Consider the following 24133-nt stretch of genomic DNA (forward strand, 5'->3'; position numbering starts at 1 on the left):
TCAGTGGAACAGGTACGAGAAGCCGTCTGGATTCGTGCTCATTCCTACGCCTCCGATGGATGCCTGGTGTGCAAGCCGCCCCAGGAATTCCCTCGACATCGCCGGCAACATCGAATTCGTCAAAATCGCATCGATCATCCGCCCACCCGATTCGCTCTCGGTACACCGGCTCACCACCAGCTCAACAACTGAATCGTCGTACTCGAACGGAATCTTGTAGCGCTCCTCGATGCGCTTCTTGATGCGGTTCAACTGCAGCCGCACGATCTGCCCGAGCATGGCGTTGCTCAGCGGGTAGTACGGAATGGCCACCAACCTGCCGAGCAATGCCGGCGGAAACACCTTCAACAACGGCTCACGGATGGCCTTGGCCATTCCGTCGGGATCCGGCATCAGTTCCGGGTCCTTGCACAGGCTGGCGATCAGGTCGGTGCCGGCGTTGCTGGTGAGGATGATCAAGGTGTTGCGGAAGTCGATGCGGCGGCCTTCGCCGTCTTCCATCCAGCCTTTGTCGAAGACCTGGAAGAACAGTTCGTGCACGTCGGGGTGGGCTTTTTCCACTTCGTCCAGCAGCACCACCGAGTACGGCTTGCGGCGCACCGCTTCGGTGAGCACGCCGCCTTCGCCGTAGCCCACATAGCCCGGCGGTGCACCCTTGAGCGAGGAGACGGTATGCGCTTCCTGGTACTCGCTCATGTTGATGGTGATCAGATTTTGTTCGCCGCCGTACAAGGTTTCGGCCAGCGCGAGTGCGGTTTCGGTCTTGCCCACGCCGGAGGTGCCGGCCAGCAGAAACACGCCGATCGGTTTGTCCGGGTTGTCCAGACCGGCGCGGCTGGTCTGGATGCGCTTGGCGATCATTTCCATGGCGTGGTCCTGGCCGATCACGCGCTTGGCCAGCAGGTCGGGCAGGCGCAGCACGGTGTCGATCTCGTTGCGCGCCATGCGCCCGACCGGGATGCCGGTCCAGTCGGCGACCACGGCGGCAACCGCTTGGTAATCGACGGTGGGCAGGATCAGCGGCGATTCGCCTTGTAATGCTGCCAGTTCGGCCTGCACCAACTGCAGGCGCGCTAACAGCGTGTCGCGATCAACTTGCACCGGTGCGTCGAGCACGGCAGTGTCGCCAGACGCCGACTGCGCCACAGCGGCATCTGCGTCGGTGTCGGCCTCTGCTTCCAACGCACTGCCGGTGCCTTCCACCGATGAATCACCGCTACGCAGTTGTGCGCGCAACGACAACAGCTCGTCCACCAATGCCTTCTCGCCAACCCAGCGCTGTTCCAGCTCGTGCAGGCGGCCGTGCTCGCTTTGCAGCAGGCTGGCGCAAGCTGCAGCACGCTCCTCCCCCACGATGCCAATCGCACGCTCGCGTTCGATGATGGCGTGCTCGGTCTCCAGCGATTCGATGCGGCGGCGACTGTCGTCCACTTCCGCAGGCGTAGCGTGCAGGCTCACCGCCACGCGCGCGCAGGCGGTGTCGAGCAGGCTCACCGATTTGTCCGGCAGCTGCCGCGCCGGGATGTAGCGGTGACTGAGCTTGACCGCCGCTTCCAGCGCTTCGTCCAGGATCTGCACACGGTGGTGCTGTTCCATCATCGAAGCGACGCCGCGCATCATGCGCACTGCCTTGGCTTCGTCCGGCTCGTCCACCTGCACGGCCTGGAAGCGCCGCGTCAGCGCGGGGTCTTTTTCGATGTACTTCTTGTACTCGGCAAACGTGGTCGCCCCCACGGTGCGCAAGGTGCCACGCGCCAGTGCGGGCTTGAGCAGGTTGGCCGCATCGCCGGTACCGGCCGCGCCACCGGCGCCGACCAGGGTGTGGGTTTCGTCGACAAACAAAATGATCGGCTTGGGGCTGGCCTGCACTTCGTCGATGACTGCGCGCAGGCGTTGCTCGAATTCGCCCTTCATGCTGGCGCCGGCCTGCAGCAGGCCCACATCCAGCGTGCGCAGCTGCACGTCCTTCAACGCGGGCGGCACATCGCCGCGCGCGATGCGTTGTGCGAAGCCTTCCACCACCGCGGTCTTACCGACACCGGCCTCGCCAACCAGGATCGGGTTGTTCTGGCGGCGGCGCATCAGGATATCGACGACCTGGCGGATCTCGTCGTCGCGGCCGATGATCGGGTCCAGCTTGCCCTCGCGTGCCTGTGCGGTGAGGTCGGTGGTGAATTTCTTCAGTGCTTCCTGCTTTCCCAGTGCGGCCGGCGCGATGGCGCCGCTAGCCTCCCCAGGTGCAGCGGTCTGACCGAGTGAGAAACCATCGCTGGGCAGCAAACCATCTTCCGGGGAGCCGGCCACGATCCGCGCAAAGTCTTCGCTGAGTACCGCGGGCTTGAGCTTGTCGAACTCCTTGGAGATCGCCAGTAATGCATTACGCAAACCGCGCACGCTCAGAATGCCAACCACCAGATAGCCGGTGCGCACCTGCGCTTCACCAAAACTCAGTGAGGCATACACCCAACCGCGCTCCACCGCTTCTTCGACATTGGCCGACAGGTCGGTGACGGCAGTGGAACCGCGCGGCAAGGCGTCCAGGGCCGACGTGACATCACGCGCCAGCGTGGAGGGGTTGAGCTGAAAGTGTTTGATGATGCGGTGCAGGTCCGAGTCCTGCAGCTGCAGCAACTGATGCAGCCAATGCACCAGCTCCACATACGGGTTGCCGCGCAGCTTGCAGAACACGGTGGCGCTCTCGATACCGCGGTAGGCCAGCGGATTGAGCTTGCCGAACAGGGCACTGCGGGAGATCTCGGCCATGGTGCGTCCTTGAATCGAATAGAGAGTCGTAAGCGAATCGGCAAGGCGCTGCGTCACCCCGAGGGGCGCAGCAGCACCTCGTCGGCGTCGGCAATGCTCCAGGCACGGCGGCCGAGCCAGGTATCCAGGCCCAGCCGGCTATTGCGCGCCAGGTGCGGCGTGGGGACCTCGTCGGCCTTAAGCAACAGCTGCAGTTCCCAGCCAAATTCGTCGCCCAGATAACTGCGCACCGCAGCGGTGAGTTGCCTGAGCGCTTGGCCGCCCGGAAGAAAGCGTTGAAACGCCAGGCGCGGCAGCGGCCCCAGGCAGATGCGCACGCGTTGCTGGGCGCCACGCACGTGTGCGCCCACCACGCTGTCCACGCCCAGCCGCGCGTTGCGCGGACCCAGACCAAGTTGCAGGTGCGCATCGGCCGGCAGGCGCATCCATTCGGCGATGAATTCCTGTACCTGCACCGGCCATTCGAACAACTGCTGCAGCAGGGCACGCAAGCCTTCCGGCGTGCGCGTGGCGGTACCAAGACGGCCGGCGTAGTAACGACGTGCATCGTCCGGCAACGCGTCGCGGTCGCGCAGATGCGGGCTGGCGATGCCGACCAGTGCATCCAGCCAGGCACGGAACTGGTCGCTCGCCGGGCGCTCGGCCTGCACGCTGGGCTGTGCCTGCGCCCAGGCGCGGTAAAACAGGCTCAGCATGCGGTGGTGGAACACATCGGCAAATGCGGCAAAGGTGCCGTCCTTGGCTTGCTGCGCACGCTCAATGGCGTATTCGGTCAGGTGCAACGGCAACGGCGCATTCGGGCCGAACAGGCCTAAAAACAGACCGTACAGCGCGGCAGGCTGATCGTGCGTTGCCGGTGTGTAGCGGTCCAGCGCATGGGGTGCGAATGCCAGTGATGGCGCATGCCGCAGCCGCAGCACATCGTCGCTGGCGCGCGTCGATTCACCCAGGCGTGGCTGCAGCGTGTGGCAGCGCTCGATCGCGCGCAAGGCCGCGAACGGGCTGAAATCCTGTAGCCGGGTCTGCAGCGCCTGGGCCAGCGCCGCAGCCGCGGCGCTCACAGGCGCGGGCGCGTGCCGGGCTGGGCTGGCCATCGGGCCACCTCGTTGCGTTCGGTGGTGCGCAGCACGGTTTCGGTGAATGAATTCACCGAGACATAGCGCGCGAAGAAGTGCCGCAGCACCGAGGCCAGCAGGAAGGCGCCGGTGCCTTCGAAGGCGGCGTCCTCGCAGGTCAGCGTGATCTCCAGGCCGCGGCCGAAGGTGATCGGGCCAGGCACCGGGATGCGCCGCACGATCGGTGTGCCGCTCACCTGCTTGACGCCTTCGATCTGCCGCTGCGCGGATGCGTCGAACGGGTCGCAGTACAAGGTGAGGATCTCGCGTAGCGCAGCGGCGCCGTCGGGGCCGTCTTCGAAGAGCGAGAGATAATTGAGCTGCAATTGGCTGAGCAGGCGCCACGCAGTCTGCCCATCCGACAACGCCGGGCGCGGCTTGGTCGGCCCGGCCACGCAGCGCACGCTCTGGACCGGCACGCCGCTGTCCATGGTGAAATCGGTGGTGCCCTTGCCTACCGGCATATGCAGCGGCAGATCGCGGTTGCTGCACCACAGTTGCAGCCCAAGCTGGCGCAGGCGCGTGCTGTGCGGCTGATCGTCGGCATCGACCAGGCTGACGAACACTTCGCTGCCCACATAACTCGACCGCGCGCCATCGCGGCGCTGGCGGGCCGATAGCATGCGCGGTTCGCGGCGCATGCTGTAGAACGCGCCATGCCGTGCATGCCAGGTGCGTGCGTCGCCACCATAGAACGGCGCGAAGCGTTGCTCCGGCTCCTGACGATCGCCGAAGCCTTCCACTTCGCCCAAATGATGGACCTCGAAATCCATCGGCCGGGTGCGGTCGGCCAGCACGTGGTATTCGTGCAGGCCGGCGTGCAGATGGATGCGATCGGCACGCCGTGGGAACAGATTGATTGCCGGGGTGCAGAACAATTTGAAATGCTCGGCGCCCACTGCCGCAGCCAGGCTCGGCAGGCTGCGTTGCAGCAACACCACCACCTCGAAGCTGCTGCCGTGCAACCGCCGCAATGGCGCGCGCAGCCCGGTGAGTTCTGCGAACAGAAAGCGCTCCGGACAGGCGAAGTATTCCTGCAGCAGGCGGTAACCACTGAACGAACGGCCGTCGTACGGAATCAATGCATCGTCATCGGCAAAGCCGCGCATCTGCACGGTATCGGCGCCCAGCGTCATCTCCAGCATGCCACCGCTGGCATTACTGCCACGCACCACCACGGCGGTGGTATCGGCATGCAGTTGTTCGTAAAGGCGCTTGGGCAAGCCGTCGGCGCCGGCCAGAAACAGCGGCAGCCGATCCAGCGCCAGCGCTTGCGTCTGCGCGCCACCCACCAGCTCAAAGCGCAGCCGCACGCCGGCACGCACCACGCGCCCGGGCGGCAAGGCGATGCCGGCAGCCGCCACTGCGGCCGGCGATTCAAGATACTTGGCCTCGGCCAGCTGCAACGGCCACAAGCTCACTGCATGCGCGGTGCGAAATTCGCAGGCGGTGCGCTCGCCCGGGCCGACCAGGCTGCGCAGCGCGCTTTGCCGCGGCACCACCACGCCTGCTGCCAGCCCGCTGTCTTTCAGATCCGGCTGCAACTGCACCACCGCCATCGACGGCAACGGTGCCAGATAATGCGGGTAGACCATCTCCAGCAGGTGCTGGGTGAACACCGGGTATTGCGCGTCCAGCTTGAGTTGCACGCGCGCGGCCAGGAACGCGAAGCCTTCCAGCAACCGCTCGACATACGGGTCGGCACATTCGAACGCGTCCAGACCGAGCCGCCCGGCGATCTTGGGATACTCGCGCGCGAACTCGGCGCCCATGTCGCGCACGTGCTGCAATTCGCGGGTGTAGTACGGCAGCAGGCGCGGGTCCATGGCGTCAGCCGTGCCCTTCGACGACATCGAGCCGCCCGGTTTCCAGGTCCAGCGCGGTCTTCAGATACAGATTCAACGGCAGCGGTTGCGCCCACATCTCCGATTCGATGGTGAACAGCAGCGAGCGCCGGTCCATGCGTGCGGCATCGGCATGCACACTGACGCGCAGCGTCTCGGGTATCAGCCGCGGTTCGAAGGCCAGAATCGCCTCGCGGATGCGCTGTTGCAGCGCTGCCGCATCGATGCCGGCCACTGCAACACCGGCCAGGTCCGGGATGCCGTAATTCAGTACCGAGCTGCGCACCTGCGGGTGCGCTTCCAGCGGGCGGCTGGTTTCCAGATTTACGGCATTGAGCAACCACGACAGATCGCGGATCACGCATTCGCGCAGGCGCGTGGCCGAGATCACGCGTTGCTCGCGGCTCTCTTCGCGCTGGCTGGGCGCGGCATCGGTGAGCCGGTCCAGTAGCGAAGGCTGCAAGCGTTCGGTGGTGGTGAGTTCGGCCATGGCGCGTCAGCCCGCGTCGAACTGCACGTCACGCACATCGAGCAGCGCAATCTCGTGCGACTCTGTGCTCCACATGCGCTGGCCCAGGCCGATTTCGCCTTGCGCACCATGCGTCCATTCGGTGCGGCGCGCCAGTTGCAGCTCGCCGGCATCCAGGTGCTCGCTGCCGGGGTAACGCACCGGCAGGTAGCCGAAGGCCTGGCCGCCGTTGCGCCATAGCACGCTCACGGGCGCCCACACGGTGTCGCGCAGATCCAGCGGCGCTTGCATGCGCAGCTGCTGGATGTGGCTGAGCGGTGCCCAGGCGTAGCCGCTGTCGAGCATGAGCTCGATGCAGGGTCCGAAACGGGTATCGGCATCTGCAAGCCACTGGAAGCGTTCGCCATCGAGCACGCCGGCACTGGCCGGTGCCAACTCGAACGCTTGCGTCCGCAACGCAGCTGCTTGTTCGCCATGCCCTTGCGCCGACAGTTGCAGCGCGTGTAGATGGATCGCCAGCCACTCGGCCGGTTCGCCAATCACATGCGGTAGCCGCGTGCCGGCAAACACCTCGGCGCGCGTCTGTTCGCCCTGCAGCACTGCAAGGTACGTCTGCACCAAGGGCAGCGTGGCGGCATCCAGTTCAGCGCAGGCGCGCAGCTGGTCTGCGGCGCGCGACCACTGGCCGAGGACGGCCAGCAACTGAAACAGGAACACGCGCTGCGCTGCATCGGCCGGTTGCCGGCGCACCTGCTGGATCAGTTGCTGCAACGCCTGCGCCGGCTCGCCTTGGGCAAGCAGGGTCTGTGCGGTGGCATCCATCGCGTGGCTCCTTGTCGAAGAAGGTGGCGGTGCCGTGCGCGGCACCGCCCGTCATTGCATTGCCGCCATCGGAGGCAGCCAACGTCACAGCGCCAACATCCGCTGGGCGGCTGGGTGGCGCAGCGCGAGCGTCTACACGCGTGCTGCATGCCGCACTGCCTCGCCAAACGCTCCTGCGTGGCGAAGGCGTTGTGGTTGCCTGCGTTCGTGTTAGGCCTTGGCCACACCCTGGATGTCGTAGGTGAATTCCTTCGCGCCACCCTGGGCGGCACCCTTGTCGTCCTGTGGCTGGAAGCCGTACTTGAACTTGCCGAAGTGCAGCGTCACGTTTTCGGTCAGGCGGTCTTCGCCGCCGGAACCGCCGGTCGACAACGAGGTAATCAGCACGCCTTCACTCAATTCCAGGGTGAGAAAGTCGCTCTGCTCGCCAGTGGCATTGGTGACGTACAGCCAGGCGTTTTCCACACGTGCTCCGGTGCATACCGCATCGAGCAATGCGTTGGAGCAACCATCCACGTACTTGGTGATGGAGATGTCCTGGATATGCGCCTTGCCACCACTGGCCGAGCCGCCACCGGTGTGCAGGTCGCCGGAATTGCTCGCGCCCCAAGACCAGGCCAGGATCGGAATTTCGCCCTTGTGCTTCTTGTGGTTGGACGCGCCTTCGATCTTGACCTTGCCGCTGCCGAACTTGATATGCATGTCGAACGCCATGGAACTGCTCCTTCAATGAGAGTGACAACACGAGGTGGCGCGACGCACATTCGCGTCGTGCCCGTGACGCGAATGCGTCGGATCAGGCCTTGGCGGCCGAGGGAAGGCGCGAGACCAACCGCAACGACACGGTCAGGCCCTCCAGCTGGTAATGCGGCTTGAGGAAGAACTTGGAGCTGTAATAGCCCGGCGCGCCTTCCACTTCTTCCACCACCACCTCGGCGGCAGCCAGCGGCTTGCGCGCCTTGGTTTCTTCGCTTGAGTTGGACGGGTCGCCGTCGATGTACTGGGTGACCCAACGCGTCAGCCAGCTCTGCATCTGTTCGCGATCGGAGAACGAACCGATCTTGTCGCGCACGATGCACTTGAGGTAATGCGCAAAGCGGCAGCACGCGAACATGTAGGGCAGGCGCGCGCCCAACGCTGCGTTGGCGGTGGCATCCGGGTCGTCGTATTCGTCGGGCTTGTTGAGCGACTGCGCGCTGATGAAGGCGGCCATGTCCGAGTTCTTGCGATGCACCAGCGGCATCAGACCCATCTTGTCCAATTCGGCGGAGCGGCGGTCGGTGATCGCCACCTCGGTCGGGCACTTCATGTCCACGCCACCGTCGTCGGTGGGAAAGGTGTGGGTGGGCAAGCCTTCCACTGCGCCGCCGGATTCGATACCGCGAATGCGCGAGCACCAGCCGTACTGCTTGAACGAGCGATTGATGTTCACTGCCATCGCATAGGCAGCGTTCTGCCAGGTGTACTTGGACGAGTCAGCGCCGGCAGTGTCTTCTTCGAAATCGAATTCATCCACCGGGCTGGTGGCCGCGCCGTAAGGCAGACGCGACAGCGTGCGCGGCATCGCCAGACCGATGTACTTGGAATCTTCCGATTCGCGCAGCGAGCGCCATGCGGCGTAATCGGGCGTGGAGAAAATCTTCGCCAGGTCGCGCGGGTTGGAGAGCTCGCTCCAGTTGTCCATGCCCATCAACTTGGGCGCGGCTGCGGCGATGAACGGTGCATGCGCGGCAGCGGCCACCTGCGCGATGCCGTTGAGCAGTTCCACATCCGGCGGGCTCTGGTCGAAATAGTAATCGCCGACCAGGCAGCCATACGGTTCGCCACCGAGCTGGCCGTATTCCTGCTCGTAGACCTTCTTGAAGATGGGGCTCTGGTCCCAGGCGGTGCCCTTGTAGCGCTTGAGCACCTTGCCCAGTTCCTTCTTGCTGATGTTCAGCACGCGGATCTTGAGCTGCTGGTCGGTCTCGGTGTTGTTGACCAGATAATGCAGGCCGCGCCAGGCGCCTTCGAGCTGCTGCAGATCGGCGTGATGCAGGATGTGGTTGAGCTGCTCGGTGAGGGCGCGATCGATCTCGGCGATATAGGCCTTGATGGTCTGCGACACGTCTTCGCTGACAACATCGCTGCGGTTGAGCACCTGCTCGGCCAGCGTGCGCACGGCCGATTCCACTTCTTCCTTGGCGCGCTCGCTCTTGGGGCGGAACTCGCGATTGAGCAGCGCGGCAAAGTCGCCCTGTTCGGTTGTTTCGGTGCTACTGGTGGCCAGTGCGGCTTCGGTCGCGGACATGGCGTCAGGCTCCTTCCGGTTCGGAGGCAGGCTTGGCGGCCGACACCAGCGACTGCAGCAACGCCGGGTCGCGGATGGCGTTGGCAATCAGCTGCTCTGCACCGGCCTTGCCGTCCATGTAGGTGTCCAGGTTGGCCAGCTGCGTGCGCGCTTCCAGCAGCTTGGCCAGCGGCGCAACCTTGCGCGCGATGGCGGCCGGCGAAAAATCGTCCATGCTTTCGAAGGTGATATCCACCGCCAGCTCGCCTTCGCCGGTGAGCGTGTTGGGCACCTTGAATTGCGCGCGCGGCCGCATCGACTGCAGGCGGCTGTCGAAGTTGTCGACGTCGATCTCCAGTGCCTTGCGCTCATCCAGCGAGGGCAGCTCACCGGCATTGGCGCCGGACAGATCGGACATCACCCCCATCACGAACGGAATCTGCACCTTCTTCTGCGCGCCGTAGACCTCCACGTCGTATTCGATCTGCACCCGTGGCGCCCGATTGCGGGCAATGAACTTCTGACTGCTGGCCATGCCTGATCTCCGATTGAGCCCGTTGCGCCAGCGTGCGGTGCACGTGCGCTGCCATGTGGCTTGGATGTCGCCGGCCCGGCGGAATGCCTGCAGCCTGCGTGCGACGCCGCTGCCGCGGGCTAGCCCGCAACCGCCGCGCACCACGCGGACCGAAGCGGCGGGCCGTGCGATGACGCTTCCTCAGCGCTGCGGCGAGGATAGAAATGCGCCCGTGGGCTCACCCGACAAATCGTCTCAATCGCCGCGATCGTGCGCAGGCAGGCACCGATGCGTGATCCAGCGCCGACTTTGTGAAAGAGGCGTGATGGGTTGGCGCTGCTTTTCTCGGTTGACCAGGGGACAGGCCCCGGGGAGTGGGCCGCAGGCAGCATCCGCATGAGCAGCACCGGTTACTACAGCGCCATCGTTCCGCACGTATCCACGGCCGGGGAGGCACACACGCCGCTGATGATCGACCTGCTGGCGTATATCGAGCAGCACATCGGCGAGGCGGAGTTGGGCACCGAGTCGTTGCAACACGCGTTCGCGTTATCGCGCGCATCGCTGTACCGCCTGTTCCAGTCGCGCGGCGGCGTGGCCAGCTATATCCGCGAGCAGCGGCTAAGCACCGCGCACCGCTACCTGCAGGCCTATCCGGACTGCAGCCTGACCTGGTTGCTCTACGAGATGGGCTTTGCGTCCGAGCGTCAGTTTCAGCGCGCGTTTCAGCAGCGCTTCGGTATGCCGCCCATGCAGTGGCGTCGCCAGTGCCGCGCTGCGCCGCATCTTCCTGCGCCACGGCGTGGTCACTACGTGCCGATGTGGCGCTTCATGCGCGAACTGAGCCAGCACGTACAACCCGAGTACGCATCCATGCGTAGCGGCGCGGCCACACCCACGCACGGCTCTCCGCTGGTGCATACCGAAGCACTGCGCCGGCTCGCCCGACCGGTCCGGCGCTTTGCGGCACAACTGGAGCCGATGGAGAGCGAAGTACCTTGAGTTGCGTAGGAGCGCGCCTGGGCACGAGGTGCATGACCTGGGCGCCACATCGCGCCCAGGTACGCGCCCAGGTGAGGCAAGGCACTGGCATCGGCATCAGCGAATGACCAGTACCGGAATCGCACTGTGGGTCAGCACTTCCACCGTCTGGCTGCCGAGCAGCATGCGCTGCATCCCGCGGCGGCCGTGCGAGGTCATGATGATCAGATCGCTGTTGCAGTCCTTGGCGGTCTGCACGATGCCCTCGGCCGCGAAACGATCCAGCACATGCCGCGGCGTGGCCTTGATGTTGGCAGCGGCGGCCAACTCCAGCGCCGGGCGCAGGATCTTTTCGGCGGCCGCTTCGCGCTCTTTGCGGTATTCGGGGCTGGCCTCGTAGCCCACGCTCCAGCCCATTGCGTCGTACATGCCCATCGCCCACGGCTCGGACACGGTGACGATATCCACTTTCGCACCGGTCGCCTTGGCCAGCTCCAGGCCTTGAAACAGGCCGCGATGCGACAGCTCGGACGCATCAATGGCGATCAGGATTCGTTTGTACATGATGACCTCCCGGATGGACCGGCAGCGGCGCCGGCGATTTGAGATTGACAGCACTCAACAACGCAGACCTTGATACAAATCAATCTTGCACGTCACGGACTGTAGCGCTTCAAGCCGCTCATCTGGCTGACGAGCAACCATCACCTCGGCGCCAGTAACGCGCTCAAAACTGCCCTGTTTGCGTATGAGCTGCATTGCGCAGCGGCCACGTCCGCCTGACAGCTTCGGTCGCGGCGCTTCTTGGTTGCCTTCAGTCGGTGGGCGCTTCATCGGCAGCACCCCGGGGTACGCGCACGCGCGCCGGATTGCCCACGGCGGTCGCGCCGGCCGGCACATCGCGCGTGACCACCGCACCGGCACCGATCACTGCGTCGTCGCCGATGCTGACGCCCGGCAGGATGATCGCCCCGCCACCGATCCACACATTGCGCCCGACGCGAATCGGCCGTCCGAACTCCAGCCCGCTGGCGCGTCCGGCCGCATCGCGCGGATGATCGGCAGCGTAGAACTGCACGGCGGGCCCCACCTGCGTGCCTTCGCCGATATGCACCTGACAGATATCCAGAATCACGCAATTGAAATTGAGGAACACGCCCGCGCCCAGATGGATGTTGTAGCCGTAATCGCAATGAAATGGCGGCCGGATCACCGCACCGGCACCCACCTCGGCGAGCCGCTCGACCAGCAATGCATGCCGCTGTGTGGATGGCTGCGCGCCAGTGGCGTTGTAGCGCTCCATCCACGCCGCCGCCGCCGCTTGATCGGCCTGCAGTTGCGCATCGGTGGCGTTGTAGAGCTCGCCTGCCAGCATCTTCTGTTTTTCGGTTTGCATGCCGCCGGGTACCTGTGCAATGAACTGCTGACAGGGTGGCATGGATGCAGCGCGCTACGCATCGAGCGATGCACCAATAGCCCCGATTGCCGGCTCAAAGTGGCTTACAGAACCTCACGATCTGCCTATTCGCTAAAGCGATTGGCGCGCTCACCACCGGAAACCGCCAATGGGAGTTCGAGCACCGGCCTCACCCGCGAGGTGACTGTGTCGCCATTCCACCGCTTGTCGCATCCGTTGCAATGCCGCGGCGCCAGCATCGATACTCCAGGCCGTGCCCTTCCGGTGCGACCACGTTCAAGGATGACGTCATGACACGATTTGTAGCAGCCTGCGTTGCGTTCTTGCTGTGGGCATGCCTCAGCACACCTGCACACGCAACCACCTCACTTTCTTTTGAAGAGAGTGGCTACTCCATCCTGTTCGAAATCGGGCACGACACCCGACCAGTGATCGCCAGTCTTCGTTTCTACGCCCCCGGCGACAGCAAGGCCGTGTTGTTGCGAGGCAATTTCCAGGTCAGGACGTTCGATACCAAACGCAGAATCCTGCGCCTGATTTACACAGGCGACGACACGCGCGTGCCGCCCTTTACCCTGGTCGTGCTCGCCAACAGGTCGACACTGGCCGTGAACGGCAAGCAGATCAACTCAAGCTTCAGCTGGGAAATGTAGGCGCGCAACAGCGCAGCGGAGGCAACGCTTCATCCATCGATCATCTGTCACGGATGGTCATGCGACCTCGCTCGACGTATGAGGTGCAGCAGCGGTCGGCTCTGCTTGCTGCACGCACAATGCAACGGCACGACGCCCTCGCCTGCTGAACAACGCGCAATCGCTGACGAGTGCCGAGCCGCCTACACCACAGTCAGATTGGCGTAGGCCATCACCAGCCACTTGGCGCCGACCTCGTCGAACTGCACCTGCACGCGCGCATGCGCGCCAGCGCCTTCGTAATCGACCACCACGCCGCCGCCGAACTTGGGGTGTTCGACGTTGGCGCCGAGCTTGATCGGCGCGGTCTCCACGATGCCATGCACCGGGCCGCCGCGCGCCGCGCCCAGCGATGCGGTGCGCGAGACCTGCACCTTCGGGCGTACTTCGTTGAGCAGGTCGCGCGGAATCTCGCGCAGGAAGCGCGAGGGCACGTTGTAGTTGTCCTGGCCGTGGATGCGGCGCGATTCGGCGTAGCACAGCACCAGCTTCTGCCGCGCGCGGGTGATGCCCACGTACGCCAGGCGACGCTCCTCTTCCAGTCGCCCGCTCTCTTCCAACGAGCGCGCGCTGGGGAACAGGCCGTCTTCCAGGCCGACCAGGAACACGATGGGGAATTCCAGGCCCTTGGCCGAATGCAGCGTCATCAACTGCACGCCTTCCTCGCCAGCCTGGGCCTGGCCTTCGCCTGCCTCCAGCGAGGCATAGGCCAGGAAGGCGACCAGCTCGGTCATGCCCTGGCTGTCTTCGTCGTCGGGGCGGGTGAAGCGCGAGGCGACCGACACCAGTTCGTCCAGGTTCTCGGTACGCGATTCCGAATCCAGCCCGCCACGGCTTTCCTTGGCCCAATGCTCGCGCAGGCCCGAGCGCATCAGCACATGGTCGATGCGTTCGGCCAGTTCCATCTGCCCGGTTTCGGCATGCAGCTGGCCGATCAGGCTGAGGAAGCTGGCCAGGGCATTGCGTGCGCGTGCGGCCAGCGTGTTCTGCTGCGTGCACAACATGGCCGCTTCCCATAACGACAACGCACTGGCACGCGCCAGCCGGCGCACCTCATCCAGCGTCCGGTCGCCAATGCCCCGCGTGGGCGTGTTGACCGCGCGTTCGAACGCCGCGTCGTCGCTGCGGTTGGTGAGCAGGCGCAAATAAGCCAACGCGTCCTTGATTTCGGCACGTTCGAAGAAGCGCATGCCGCCATACACGCGGTACGGCAACTGCTCGGAAATCAGCGCTTCTTCCAGCGCGCGCGATTGCGCATTGCTGCGGTAGAGCACCGCCACTTCGCCATAACTGCCGCCGTCGCGCACCCACTGCCGTGCACGCTCGACCACATAACGCGCCTCGTCCACTTCGTTGTAGGCCGCATACAGATCGATCGGGTCGCCATCGCCGGAATCGGTCCACAGCTGCTTGCCGATGCGGTCCGGATTGTGCGCGATCACCGCATTGGCCGCGCCCAGGATATTGGCGCTGGAGCGGTAGTTCTGCTCCAGCCGCACGGTCTGCGCGCCGGGGAAATCTTTGAGAAAACGCTGGACGTTCTCGACCTTGGCACCGCGCCAGCCGTAGATGGCCTGGTCGTCGTCACCCACCACGAATACATTGCCCGATTCGCCGGCCAGCACGCGCACGAAGGCGTACTGGATGGCGTTGGTGTCCTGGAACTCGTCGACCAGAATCTCGCGGAAGCGCGCACGGTAATGCGCCAGCAAGGCCGGGGTGTCGCGCAGCAGTTCGTGCGCGCGCAGCAGCAACTCGGCGAAATCCAGCAGCCCGGAGCGGTCGCAGCGTTCCTGATAAGCCGCATACACCTGCCGGCGCACTTCGGTCCAATCGTCGTTGGGCTCGGGCTGGATATGCTGCGGACGGCGGCCCTCATCCTTCTGCTCGTTGATCCACCAGCTCATCTGCTTGGGCGGATACTTGCTCTCGTCCAGCTCCAGCGCCTGCACCACGCGCTTGACCAACCGCAACTGGTCGTCGCTGTCCATGACCTGGAAGCCTTCCGGCAACCGCGCGTCCTGCCAATGCAGACGCAACAGGCGATGGGCCAGCCCGTGAAATGTACCGATCCACATCCCGCGGCTGCCATTGCGCAGCTGCAGGTCGGTGCGGTGACGCATTTCGCCGGCCGCCTTGTTGGTGAAGGTCACCGCGAAGATGCCGTGGTTGGGCACGCCCTGGACTTCGTTGAGCCAGGCGATGCGATGGATCAGCACGCGCGTCTTGCCGGAGCCGGCGCCGGCCAGCACGAGGTAATGCCCCGGCGGCGCAGAAACGGCCTCGCGCTGGGCGGGGTTTAAATGATCGAGCAAATGAGAGACATCCACCGGCGCATTTTACCGGTTGTGGCGTCGCTGCGGCTGAGATTGCGATGAAGCGGTTGGGATTGTGGTGATTGCTCGCCGGATAGACGCCCCTCTCCCTTCGGGGCGAGAAGGCAGGGCTTGCGCACCGACGGTGCGAGTGTCTTTGAGCGGCCGCGCCGCTGGCGCGGGCTGGGCGCGGAGCGGGGATTGGGGTGAGGGTACGGGGCGAAGCCACTACGAGTGATGGGTAACACGAGGCTTCGCTCGCACCCTCATCCGGCGCTTCGCGCCACCTTCTCCCAGCGGGAGAAGGGAACAACGCCCATCACCGCCCCAGCAGCACCAGCACATCCCGCGCAATCGCCGCAGCCTGCTCGCGCAACTCCGGCACCGCCAGGCTTTCCCACAGCGTGCCGATGCGCAGGCTGCCGATCACCCGCAGCTGCGGCTGCGTACGTCCATCGGCATCGATCAGGCTGCCATCGGCAGTGGTGTCCACGCCAATCCCATGCGGCCCGGCCACGGCAATGCCCTGCCCCAGCAGTTGCTGCAGCAGCCGGTTGCGCATCGCCTGCACGCGCATTTCCACCCCAGTGGCATTGACCAGGGTCTGCACATCCAGCTGCAAGGCATGTCCGGCGCTGGCGGCCCCGGCGCTCACGCGCACGCAAGCACCCACCTCGAAGGCCACGTCCAGCCGTGCGCGATGCACCTGCAGCTGCCCGCTTGCCTGCATGGCCTGCAGCTGCGCATGCACCGGTGCGGCGATGCGATGCCGATGCACGTCCCAGTAGCGCACCACATGCCGCAGAAAACGGCGCTGATCGGCAACCGACAGCGTCTGCCATAACGCCTGGCTCAACGGCCGGATGCGTTCCATCACGCTCTGCCATGGCAGGCCCTGCGCGGCGGCGGCACGCGCGTGCTGGCGCAGTGTGCGCATGCGTGCGCGCAGCGGCATGGTCAGCAGCGGCTGTGGATCGAACAGCGCCACGCCGCCGTGCGCCTGCGGTAACGGCAACAACCCATGCCGCGACACCACGTGCACGCTTGCCCGATGCGCCTGCGCTGCCAGCGTCATCACGGTATCGGCCATGCTCAAGCCCGAACCGACGATGCACACGGCCGCGTCCGGTGGCAGCGCTGCCACCGCCTCGGTCTCCCAGGCTTCGACACGCTGCGCGTGCGACAGCCCGGTGGCACCCCGCAGCGGCAGCGGTCGCAGCGCATTGCCCACTGCCAAGACCACCACGCTCGCCTGCAGCACCTGTCCATCGTCCAGCTGCAACAGTGCGCCGCCGGCATTGGGCTGCAGCGCCTGCACGCGTGCGGGGTGGACGCGCAGCGTCGCCGGGCTGTGCGCACGCGCCGCCTGCAGGCGGTCGCGCAGATACGGCGCGTAGTGCCGCCGCCCCACGAACTGCTGCGGCAACTGCGCATCGTCCAGTTCGGGGCAACAGGCGTTCGCGCGCAGGTAATCGACAAAGTCGTGGGGCAGTTCCGGCAGCGCGCTCATGCGCGCAGCCGGCACATTGAGCAGGTGTTCGCCGCGCGCGGTGGAATACGCCACGCCTTCGCCAAGCGCCGCATGCGGCTCGATCATGACGATCTGCAACGGCGCTGCGGCCTGGCGCAGCAGCTGCAGCGCCACCAGCACACCGGACGCGCCACCACCGACGATGGCGATGACGGCATCGCCGGGATCACGCAGTGTATTCATGTCGACATTGTAGGCGATGCATGCGCAATACCCGCAGGCCGTCGCCGGCAGTGATTGTCTTCACGGCATCACCAGCGCGGTGTGTGTCAACGCCTCCCACACGCCCTGCATGCCAGGCGCTTACGATTGGTTGATCAGCATCGGCACGCGCCCTTGGGGAATCTGCAACATGTCCATCACCCTGGTCAGGCTCATCCTCTACGTCCACGATGTGGCGGCAATCAAGGCGTTCTACCAGACCCACTTCGCGCTCCCGCTCACCGAGGAAATTGCCGACGAGTGGGTGGTGCTCGCAGCTGGCGGCATCGAGCTGGCGCTGCACCGGGTGGGCCAAGCCTACCGGCAGCGGGCATCGACGCATGCGCTGGCTCCTGTCGCGGATGCGACACACGCGACCACCAAACTGGTGTTTGCGATGACCAGCGATCTGGTCGCGCATCGTGCGCAACTGCAGCACGCAGGCGTGCATGTGGGCGAGCTCAAACGTTACCCCGGCTTTGCGTACCAGATGTACGACGGCCGCGACCCGGAGGGCAACGTCTTTCAGGTCATGCGCCTGGATTGACCCAGGCGCCCTACATCAACGCGTCGGCCAGCCGCGCAATGCCCTCGCGACTGCGGCGCCAGGCCGGGCGGCGACGCCACTGTTCCAACGTCAGTTGCCGCGCGTTGGCCAGATAATCCTGCTCGATCTCACGCAACCGCTGCACCACCCCAGTGTCGTAGCAGAGCATGCCGATCTCGGCGTTGAGCGCGAACGAGCGGATGTCCAGATTGATCGAGCCCACCAGCGCGATGTCTTCATCCATGCTCAGGTGCTTGGCGTGCAGAAAGTGCGGGCGATACAGCGAAATCTTCACCCCGCAACGCAGCAGTTCTTCGAAATAGGCTTCCTGCGCCCACGCGGCCAGGCGTTGGTTGTTGTGCTCGGACAGGATCAGCTGCACGTCCACGCCCGAGACGGCGGCGATGCGCAATGCGCTCAGCAAGGCTTCGTCGGGCACGAAGTACGGCGTGACCAGCACCACCTTGCGCCGCGCCAGATGGATCACCGCATTGATCGCATCGCGCGCATTTTCGAACGGGTACGCCGGCCCGCTGGGCAGCAACTGCGTCGCGATATTGGCCTCGCACACCGGTGCATCGGGCCACACGTCCAGCCGCTCTCCGGTTTCGGTGAACCAGTCGCTGGCGAACACCGCTTCCAGATGATTGACCACCGGCCCGCGCACGCGTGCCACCAATTCGCGATTGGGCACGCCATGGATGAAGCCGGCTTCGGCCAGGTTCTGCGAACCGACAAATGCCACCCGGTTGTCGAGCACCGCAATCTTGCGATGGTTGCGCAGATCCATGCGGCCGCTGCGACGCCAGCGCAGGCCACCCGGCAGTACCGCCAGCACCTGCACGCCGCCGTCCTGCAGGCGCTTGCGGTAACGGCGCAGGCCGCGCTTGGCGCCCACCGCATCCAGTAGCACGCGGCAACGCACGCCGCGCGCGCTGGCGCGTTCCAGCGCCGCCACCACCGCCTCGCCCACCGCATCGTCGAACATCAGGTAGTACAGCAGGTGCACACGTTTGTCGGCCGCGTCGATCGCCGCGATCAGGGCCTGCAACGACTGCGCGTAGTCGTCGAGCAATTCCACCGCGTTGCCCAGGGTGGGCATGAAATCGCCCTCGCGTTCGATCAGCGGCACCACTTCGGCACTGCTGGTGTCTGCCTGCGGCATCCAGCGCAACGCATGCAAGGGCAGTTGTTGTTCGCGAATCACCTGCGAAGCGGTGGCTTGCCGCTCCACCCGCAGCCGCGACAACCATGGGTGGCCGAACAACAGGTACAGCGGCAAACCGACCACTGGCACAAAGCCGATCAACAGCAGCCAGCTGCGCGCCGCACCCGGCGTGGTGCGGGCGGGGATCCATAGCAGCGCGGCCAGGCGGATCGCCCAGTCCAGCGCCAGCAGCCAGGTACCTGTGACCCAATCGGGCAGCATCAGTGGTCCGTTTTCATCAGGAATCCGATTCTGACCTGGCCGCGCGCAAACGCAACGGCGGTGCATAGACAGGGGGGCAATAACGAAACGGCCCGCCCTGCGCATCGGCCGGCTGCACGCGTTCGGCGCAGACCTGCCGCAACGTCTGCACGAAGGCCGACTGCATCCGGGTGGGATACCAGTCGCTGCGCGTGGTCATGCCGATCTGCCGGCGCAGCAACGGCCCGGCGCTACCGATCTCCTCGAGCAGGCCGGCGCGGCGCTCGAACAGGAACTGGTCGCGCGACATCAAGGTCAACCAGTCGCCTTCCAGCAGCAGGCCACGCACGGTCAATTCGGCGCCGCATTCGATGCGCACCGGCGGCGGCTCCAGCTGGTGGTCGCCGAACAGCTGCTCCCAGCGCGCGCGCACCGGCGTGCCGGCGGCAGCGATCACCCAGGGGTAATCGCGCAGTTGCGCAAACGCGTAGCCCTGCCCGGCCAAGGGGTGACCGCTACGCGCCACGATCACCGGTTCGTCGTCGAACAACGGCTCCTGCAGCACATCGCGCACCGGCAACGGGTCGCGCAGCGCACCGATCAACAGATCCAGGCCGCCCTCGCGCAGACGCGCCAGCAATTGCTCGTACGGGCCCTCGACCACCTGGACGCTGGCCCCCGGATGGGCACGCGCAAACCGCGCCAGCACCTGCGGCAACAGGATGGCGCGCGCCAGCGGCATCACCCCCAGGGTGAGGCGCCCGGCGTGCTGGGAACGCAACGCGGCCACCTCGTCCAGCCCGGCGCGCAACTCGGCCAGCGCCAGCCGCACCTGCCGCAGCAGCCGCAGCGCCACCGGCGTGGGCTGCATGGTCTTGCCGCGGCGTACCGTCAACGGCACTTCGATTAAATCGGCCAGCGCTTGCACCGCGCGATAGATCGCCGGCTGCGAAACGCCGGCGCGCACCGCCGCCAACGCGTAACTGCCTGCCGCATCCACCGCCACCAAGGCCTGCAGCTGGCCCAGCGACACCCGCCGCTCCAGGCCAGGGCGCGCCGGCAGGCGCAGCGCACGCCGCGCGACCCCGATCCCCCGTGCCAGATGCGCCAGCACCCGCTCGATACGCGGCACCAGCAACCCGGCAGCCTCGGTGGCCGACATGCCACCTGGGTGCCGGTCGAACAGGCGCACGCCCAGGTGCTGCTCCAATCGCGCCACCGCCTGGGTCAGCGCCGGCTGTGACAGATTCACCCGCGGCGCCGCCGCGCTGATGCTTCCGGCCTGGTGCACCACCACCAGCGCGTACAGGTGACGCAGATTCGGTTCCGGGATCGGCTGCATGCTCTAACTATAAGCAAAACCAATATGCATACCTCAAATGAATCTTGAGCCAGCTGGCTTCGGCCAGCCAGACTCGGCGCACTCTTAACGAGGATGGATGGATGAGCCAGGTCGTTACCCGGATCGAGCGGACGCCGTTGGCCATCGTCGACGCGCTGGCGCAGGCCGGCGTGGCCACCGCGCACGAAGCGCAGGGCCGCAGCGGCCTGCTGCACCATCGGCTACGTCCCATCTACGCCGGCTGCCGCATCGCCGGCACCGCGGTCACCGTGTCGATTCCGCCCGGCGACAACTGGATGATGCATGTGGCCATCGAGCAACTGCATGCAGGCGATGTACTGGTGGTCGCGCCCACCAGCGACTGTTGCGACGGCTACTTCGGCGACCTGCTGGCCACCTCGGCGCAGGCGCGCGGATGTCGCGGCCTGATCATCGACGCCGGCGTGCGCGATGTGCGCGATCTCACTGCCATGCAGTTCCCCGCCTGGAGCCGCGCCATCTGCGCGCAGGGCACCATCAAGGAGACGCTCGGCTCGGTCAACGTGCCGCTGGTGTGCGCCGGGCAACTGATCCGGCCCGGCGATGTGGTGGTGGCCGACGACGATGGGGTCTGCGTGGTGCCGCGTGCCACCGCTGCCGAGGTGCTGACCGAGGCACAGGCGCGCCAGGCACGCGAGCTGCGCAAGCGCGAACGCCTGGCAAACGGCGAACTGGGCCTGGACATCTATGCGATGCGCGAACGTCTGGCCGCCGAAGGCCTGCGTTATGTCTGAGCGCGTGCGCGCGATGTGGATGCGCGGCGGCACCTCCAAGGGTGGATTCTTTCTGGCCGACGATCTGCCCGCCGACACCGCCGCGCGCGACGCGTTTTTACTGCGCGCCTACGGCTCGCCGGATGCGCGCCAGATCGACGGCATGGGCGGCGCCGACCCGCTGACGTCCAAGGTCGCCGTGGTGTCGCGCTCGACGCGTGCCGATGCCGACGTGGACTATCTGTTCCTGCAGGTCGCGGTGGAACACGCGCAGGTCAGCGATGCGCAGAACTGCGGCAACCTGCTGGCCGGCGTTGCCCCGTTCGCGCTGGAACGCGGCTTGCTGCCCGCACGCAACGGCCAGACCCAGGTGCGCATCTTCATGCGCAACACCGGTACCCTGGCCACCGCCACCGTGCAGACGCCCGGTGGCACGGTGCGGTACGACGGCGATGCCCGCATCGACGGCGTCCCCGGCACGGCCGCGCCGATCGCGCTGGCATTCGCCGATATCGCCGGCTCTTCGTGCGGCGCGCTGCTGCCGAGTGGGCATGCGGTGGACACCCTCGACGGCCTGCAGGTCACGCTGATCGACAACGGCATGCCCTGCGTGGTGCTACGCGCCAGCGATGTCGGCATCAGCGGTTACGAAGACCGCGCCACGCTCGACGCCGATGCTGCGCTCAGGGCGCGCCTGGAAACGCTGCGTCTGCAGGCAGGCCCGTTGATGCATCTGGGCGATGTAGGCACTGCCACGGTGCCGAAAATGATGCTGGTCGCCGCCCCGCGCGCCGGTGGTGCCATCAGCGTGCGCTCGTTCATCCCGCACCGCTGCCATGCCTCCATTGGCGTGCTGGGTGCGGTCACCGTCGCTACCGCCTGCCTGCTGCCCGGCTCGCCCGCCCACGCGCTGGCACAGGTGCCTGGCGGGCGCAGCCAGCGGCTGGACGTCGAACACCCCAGCGGTGCGAGCAGTTGCCTGATCGAGCTCGATGCGCAGGGCAGCGTGGTCGGTGCCGCGGTGGTCCGCACGGCGCGCAAATTGTTCGATGGTGAGCTGTATGGCTGAACGTGCCGTTGCATCGCCGAGCTGCCGCGGCCGCCATCGCAGCGGCACGTGTGCGTATGGACCGCCTGAGCAGGCCATTGACACGCAGCGCGTCGTGATCCATGCCGATCTGCCCATCGGGACCACCACATCCGTCGAGACCTGCAGCGTCCGTGCCCCCGGCCGCCCCACCTTGCGCGCAGGCAATCGCTGGCGCACCGCTTCCGCTGCAACGCACCCACCATCGCCATGATCATCGACTGCCACGGCCACTACACCACCGCGCCTGCCGCGCACGATGCGTTCCGCAAGGCGCAGATCGCGCATTACAACGATGCGCAAGCGCCTGTGCCGGTGTATCCGCACATCAGCGACGATGCGCTGCGCGAAAGTGTGGAGATGCACCAACTGCGCCTGCTGCGCGAGCGTGGTGCCGACATGACGATCTTTTCGCCACGCGCCAGCACCATGGCGCATCACATCGGCGACGAAGCCGTGAGCCAGGCGTGGACGCGCCACTGCAACGACCTGATCGCCCGCGTGGTACAGCTGTATCCGCAGACCTTTATCGGCGTATGCCAGCTGCCGCAATCACCGGGCGTGCCGATCGCGCACGCGATCGCCGAACTGGAACGCTGCGTCAACGAGCTGGGTTTCGTCGGCTGCAACCTCAATCCCGACCCATCCGGCGGGCACTGGAACGGTGTGCCGCTGACCGACCGCGCCTGGTATCCGTTCTTCGAAAAAATGGTCGAACTCGACGTCCCGGCGATGGTGCATGTCTCCGGCAGTTGCAATGCCAATTTCCATGCCACCGGCGCGCATTACCTCAATGCCGACACCACGGCCTTCATGCAGTTTCTCGAAGGCGATTTGTTCACCGATTTTCCGCAGCTGCGCTTCATCATTCCGCACGGCGGCGGTGCGGTGCCGTATCACTGGGGCCGTTTCCGCGGCCTGGCCGACATGCTGGGCAAGCCTGCGCTGTCCACGCATGTGATGGGCAATGTGTTCTTCGACACCTGCGTGTATCACCAACCCGGCATCGACCTGTTGTTCAAGGTGATCGACATCGACAACATCCTTTTTGGCTCGGAAATGGTCGGCGCAGTGCGCGGCATCGATCCGCAGACCGGCCACTATTTCGACGACACCAAACGCTACATCGATGCGCTGGCGATTTCCGATGCCGACAAGCATAAGGTGTTCGAGGGCAATGCGCGGCGGGTGTATCCACGGCTGGACGCACAATTGCGTGCGCGTGGGCTGTAGCCGTGTCCCCTTCTCCCGTCGGGACATTGTCCTCCTTTATGGGGGAGAAGGTGCCCGTAGGGCGGATGAGGGTACGGGCGAAGCCTCGTGCAGTCAGAATAATTGCGAGGCTTCGCCCCGTACCCTCACCCCAACCCCTCTCCCGAGGGGAGAGGGGCTTTATCACGCACCTTTGTTTCTCTTGGGCTTGGCTGGCAACCCGATAGTGGAAATCACACTGCCATCGGCACCTGCACGCATCAACACCATTCCCCAACCCCACAAACGCAAACACCCGCCTTGCGGCGGGTGTTTGCTTGAAAGCGGATCCAGCGATCAGTCGATCACTTGATCTTGCCTTCCTTGTACATCACGTGCTTACGCACGACCGGGTCGTACTTCATCATTTCCATCTTCCCCGGCGTGTTTTTCTTGTTCTTGTCCGTGGTGTAGAAGTGGCCGGTAGCGGCCGAGGAAATCATACGAATCTTGTCACGCTTGCCTTTTGCCATGACTGCTTACTCCTCAGACCTTTTCGCCGCGCGCACGCAGCTCTTTCAGAACGGCATCGATGCCGTTCTTGTCGATGGTGCGCAATGCATGCGCGGAAACACGGAGCTTCACCCAGCGGTTTTCGCTGGCAACCCAGAAGCGACGCTCGTGCAGGTTGGGCAGGAAGCGACGACGGGTTCTGTTGTTTGCGTGGGAGACGTTGTTACCCGTCTGCACACGCTTGCCGGACACTTGGCATACGCGGGACATTACGCACCTCGATAAATGAATTGCCACCCATAGCCTGGGGAGCGGCGGCCCCGACAGCGCAGGGCTGTCACGCAACGTTGGGAATCAAGA

22 protein-coding genes are annotated in these 24133 nt (G+C 65.4%); 6 read left to right on the forward strand and 16 right to left on the reverse strand.

Features of this window, described 5'->3' with window-relative positions:
- The 8 genes from tssH to tssB form a co-directional block, all read right to left on the reverse strand.
- On the reverse strand, nt 1–2763 hold the full coding sequence (gene tssH, locus ACCQ16_RS19725) for a type VI secretion system ATPase TssH (RefSeq protein WP_372380094.1): 2763 nt from the start codon (nt 2761–2763) through the stop codon (nt 1–3).
- A gap of 53 nt (nt 2764–2816) precedes the next feature.
- On the reverse strand, nt 2817–3857 hold the full coding sequence (gene tssG / locus ACCQ16_RS19730; protein WP_029820717.1) for a type VI secretion system baseplate subunit TssG: 1041 nt from the start codon (nt 3855–3857) through the stop codon (nt 2817–2819).
- The gene (tssF, locus tag ACCQ16_RS19735) at nt 3821–5704 is read right to left on the reverse strand and encodes a type VI secretion system baseplate subunit TssF (protein WP_277573385.1); all 1884 of its coding nucleotides are present in this window, start codon (nt 5702–5704) and stop codon (nt 3821–3823) included. The genes tssG and tssF overlap by 37 nt, the downstream gene beginning before the upstream one ends.
- Before the next feature lie 4 nt (nt 5705–5708).
- Nucleotides 5709–6212 (reverse strand): type VI secretion system baseplate subunit TssE, encoded by a 504-nt coding sequence (gene tssE, locus ACCQ16_RS19740; RefSeq protein ID WP_008572544.1) that lies wholly within the window; start codon nt 6210–6212, stop codon nt 5709–5711.
- A 6-nt stretch (nt 6213–6218) separates the two neighbouring features.
- A complete protein-coding gene (locus ACCQ16_RS19745; RefSeq protein ID WP_008572543.1) occupies nt 6219–7013 on the reverse strand; it encodes a type VI secretion system accessory protein TagJ in 795 nt (264 codons plus the stop codon).
- A 210-nt stretch (nt 7014–7223) separates the two neighbouring features.
- The gene (locus ACCQ16_RS19750) at nt 7224–7727 is read right to left on the reverse strand and encodes an Hcp family type VI secretion system effector (protein ID WP_008572542.1); all 504 of its coding nucleotides are present in this window, start codon (nt 7725–7727) and stop codon (nt 7224–7226) included.
- An 82-nt stretch (nt 7728–7809) separates the two neighbouring features.
- Nucleotides 7810–9303, reverse strand: a complete 1494-nt coding sequence (gene tssC / locus ACCQ16_RS19755) for a type VI secretion system contractile sheath large subunit (RefSeq protein WP_127167797.1) — start codon at nt 9301–9303, stop codon at nt 7810–7812.
- Nucleotides 9304–9307: 4 nt separating this feature from the next.
- Nucleotides 9308–9817 carry a type VI secretion system contractile sheath small subunit gene (tssB, locus tag ACCQ16_RS19760; RefSeq protein WP_008572540.1) on the reverse strand — a complete coding sequence of 170 codons (510 nt, stop codon included), beginning with the start codon at nt 9815–9817 and terminating at the stop codon, nt 9308–9310.
- 309 nt (nt 9818–10126) lie between these two features.
- On the opposite strand from tssB, the gene tagK reads away from it, so the two are divergent.
- Nucleotides 10127–10798 carry a transcriptional regulator TagK gene (tagK, locus tag ACCQ16_RS19765; RefSeq protein ID WP_008572538.1) on the forward strand — a complete coding sequence of 224 codons (672 nt, stop codon included), beginning with the start codon at nt 10127–10129 and terminating at the stop codon, nt 10796–10798.
- 96 nt (nt 10799–10894) lie between these two features.
- Here tagK and ACCQ16_RS19770 read toward each other — a convergent pair whose 3' ends face one another.
- Both ACCQ16_RS19770 and ACCQ16_RS19775 read right to left on the reverse strand, forming a co-directional pair.
- Complete coding sequence (locus ACCQ16_RS19770) at nt 10895–11341, reverse strand: universal stress protein (protein ID WP_008572535.1); 447 nt, start codon at nt 11339–11341, stop codon at nt 10895–10897.
- 250 nt (nt 11342–11591) lie between these two features.
- Entirely contained in the window at nt 11592–12173 is a 582-nt protein-coding gene (locus ACCQ16_RS19775; RefSeq protein WP_008572534.1) for a sugar O-acetyltransferase, read from the reverse strand.
- Between the two features lie 449 nt (nt 12174–12622).
- Between ACCQ16_RS19775 and ACCQ16_RS19780 the strand changes: the two genes are divergently transcribed.
- Nucleotides 12623–12847, forward strand: coding sequence for a hypothetical protein (locus ACCQ16_RS19780; RefSeq protein WP_031424851.1), 225 nt, complete (start codon nt 12623–12625; stop codon nt 12845–12847).
- Nucleotides 12848–13029: 182 nt separating this feature from the next.
- Here ACCQ16_RS19780 and uvrD read toward each other — a convergent pair whose 3' ends face one another.
- The gene (uvrD, locus tag ACCQ16_RS19785) at nt 13030–15216 is read right to left on the reverse strand and encodes a DNA helicase II (protein ID WP_031424853.1); all 2187 of its coding nucleotides are present in this window, start codon (nt 15214–15216) and stop codon (nt 13030–13032) included.
- 304 nt (nt 15217–15520) lie between these two features.
- Nucleotides 15521–16915 carry an FAD/NAD(P)-binding protein gene (locus ACCQ16_RS19790; RefSeq protein ID WP_277573384.1) on the reverse strand — a complete coding sequence of 465 codons (1395 nt, stop codon included), beginning with the start codon at nt 16913–16915 and terminating at the stop codon, nt 15521–15523.
- 169 nt (nt 16916–17084) lie between these two features.
- Here ACCQ16_RS19790 and ACCQ16_RS19795 point away from each other — a divergent pair, with 169 nt between their 5' ends.
- Nucleotides 17085–17480: a VOC family protein gene (locus ACCQ16_RS19795; RefSeq protein ID WP_277573383.1), complete on the forward strand. Its 396-nt coding sequence runs from the start codon at nt 17085–17087 to the stop codon at nt 17478–17480.
- 10 nt (nt 17481–17490) lie between these two features.
- On the opposite strand, the gene cls is transcribed toward ACCQ16_RS19795, so the two are convergent.
- Together cls and ACCQ16_RS19805 are read right to left on the reverse strand one after the other, a co-directional pair.
- Nucleotides 17491–18909, reverse strand: a complete 1419-nt coding sequence (cls, locus tag ACCQ16_RS19800; RefSeq protein ID WP_008572527.1) for a cardiolipin synthase — start codon at nt 18907–18909, stop codon at nt 17491–17493.
- A gap of 16 nt (nt 18910–18925) precedes the next feature.
- Nucleotides 18926–20230 carry a LysR family transcriptional regulator gene (locus ACCQ16_RS19805; RefSeq protein WP_277573382.1) on the reverse strand — a complete coding sequence of 435 codons (1305 nt, stop codon included), beginning with the start codon at nt 20228–20230 and terminating at the stop codon, nt 18926–18928.
- A 101-nt stretch (nt 20231–20331) separates the two neighbouring features.
- Here ACCQ16_RS19805 and ACCQ16_RS19810 point away from each other — a divergent pair, with 101 nt between their 5' ends.
- The 3 genes from ACCQ16_RS19810 to ACCQ16_RS19820 all read left to right on the forward strand — a co-directional run bounded on the left by ACCQ16_RS19810 (nt 20332) and on the right by ACCQ16_RS19820 (nt 23302).
- Complete coding sequence (locus ACCQ16_RS19810) at nt 20332–21003, forward strand: 4-carboxy-4-hydroxy-2-oxoadipate aldolase/oxaloacetate decarboxylase (protein ID WP_372380096.1); 672 nt, start codon at nt 20332–20334, stop codon at nt 21001–21003.
- Nucleotides 20996–22051, forward strand: a complete 1056-nt coding sequence (locus tag ACCQ16_RS19815; protein ID WP_277573381.1) for a 4-oxalomesaconate tautomerase — start codon at nt 20996–20998, stop codon at nt 22049–22051. Before ACCQ16_RS19810 ends, ACCQ16_RS19815 begins: the two co-directional genes overlap by 8 nt.
- 228 nt (nt 22052–22279) lie before the next feature.
- The gene (locus ACCQ16_RS19820) at nt 22280–23302 is read left to right on the forward strand and encodes an amidohydrolase family protein (protein WP_008572519.1); all 1023 of its coding nucleotides are present in this window, start codon (nt 22280–22282) and stop codon (nt 23300–23302) included.
- Between the two features lie 323 nt (nt 23303–23625).
- Here ACCQ16_RS19820 and rpmG read toward each other — a convergent pair whose 3' ends face one another.
- Nucleotides 23626–23793: a 50S ribosomal protein L33 gene (rpmG, locus tag ACCQ16_RS19825; protein WP_002809462.1), complete on the reverse strand. Its 168-nt coding sequence runs from the start codon at nt 23791–23793 to the stop codon at nt 23626–23628.
- 13 nt (nt 23794–23806) lie between these two features.
- Nucleotides 23807–24043: a 50S ribosomal protein L28 gene (gene rpmB / locus ACCQ16_RS19830; RefSeq protein ID WP_002809459.1), complete on the reverse strand. Its 237-nt coding sequence runs from the start codon at nt 24041–24043 to the stop codon at nt 23807–23809.
- Between the last annotated feature and the right edge of the window lie 90 nt (nt 24044–24133).

The organism is Xanthomonas sp. NCPPB 1062, assembly GCF_041481705.2.
GTDB lineage: Bacteria > Pseudomonadota > Gammaproteobacteria > Xanthomonadales > Xanthomonadaceae > Xanthomonas > Xanthomonas euvesicatoria.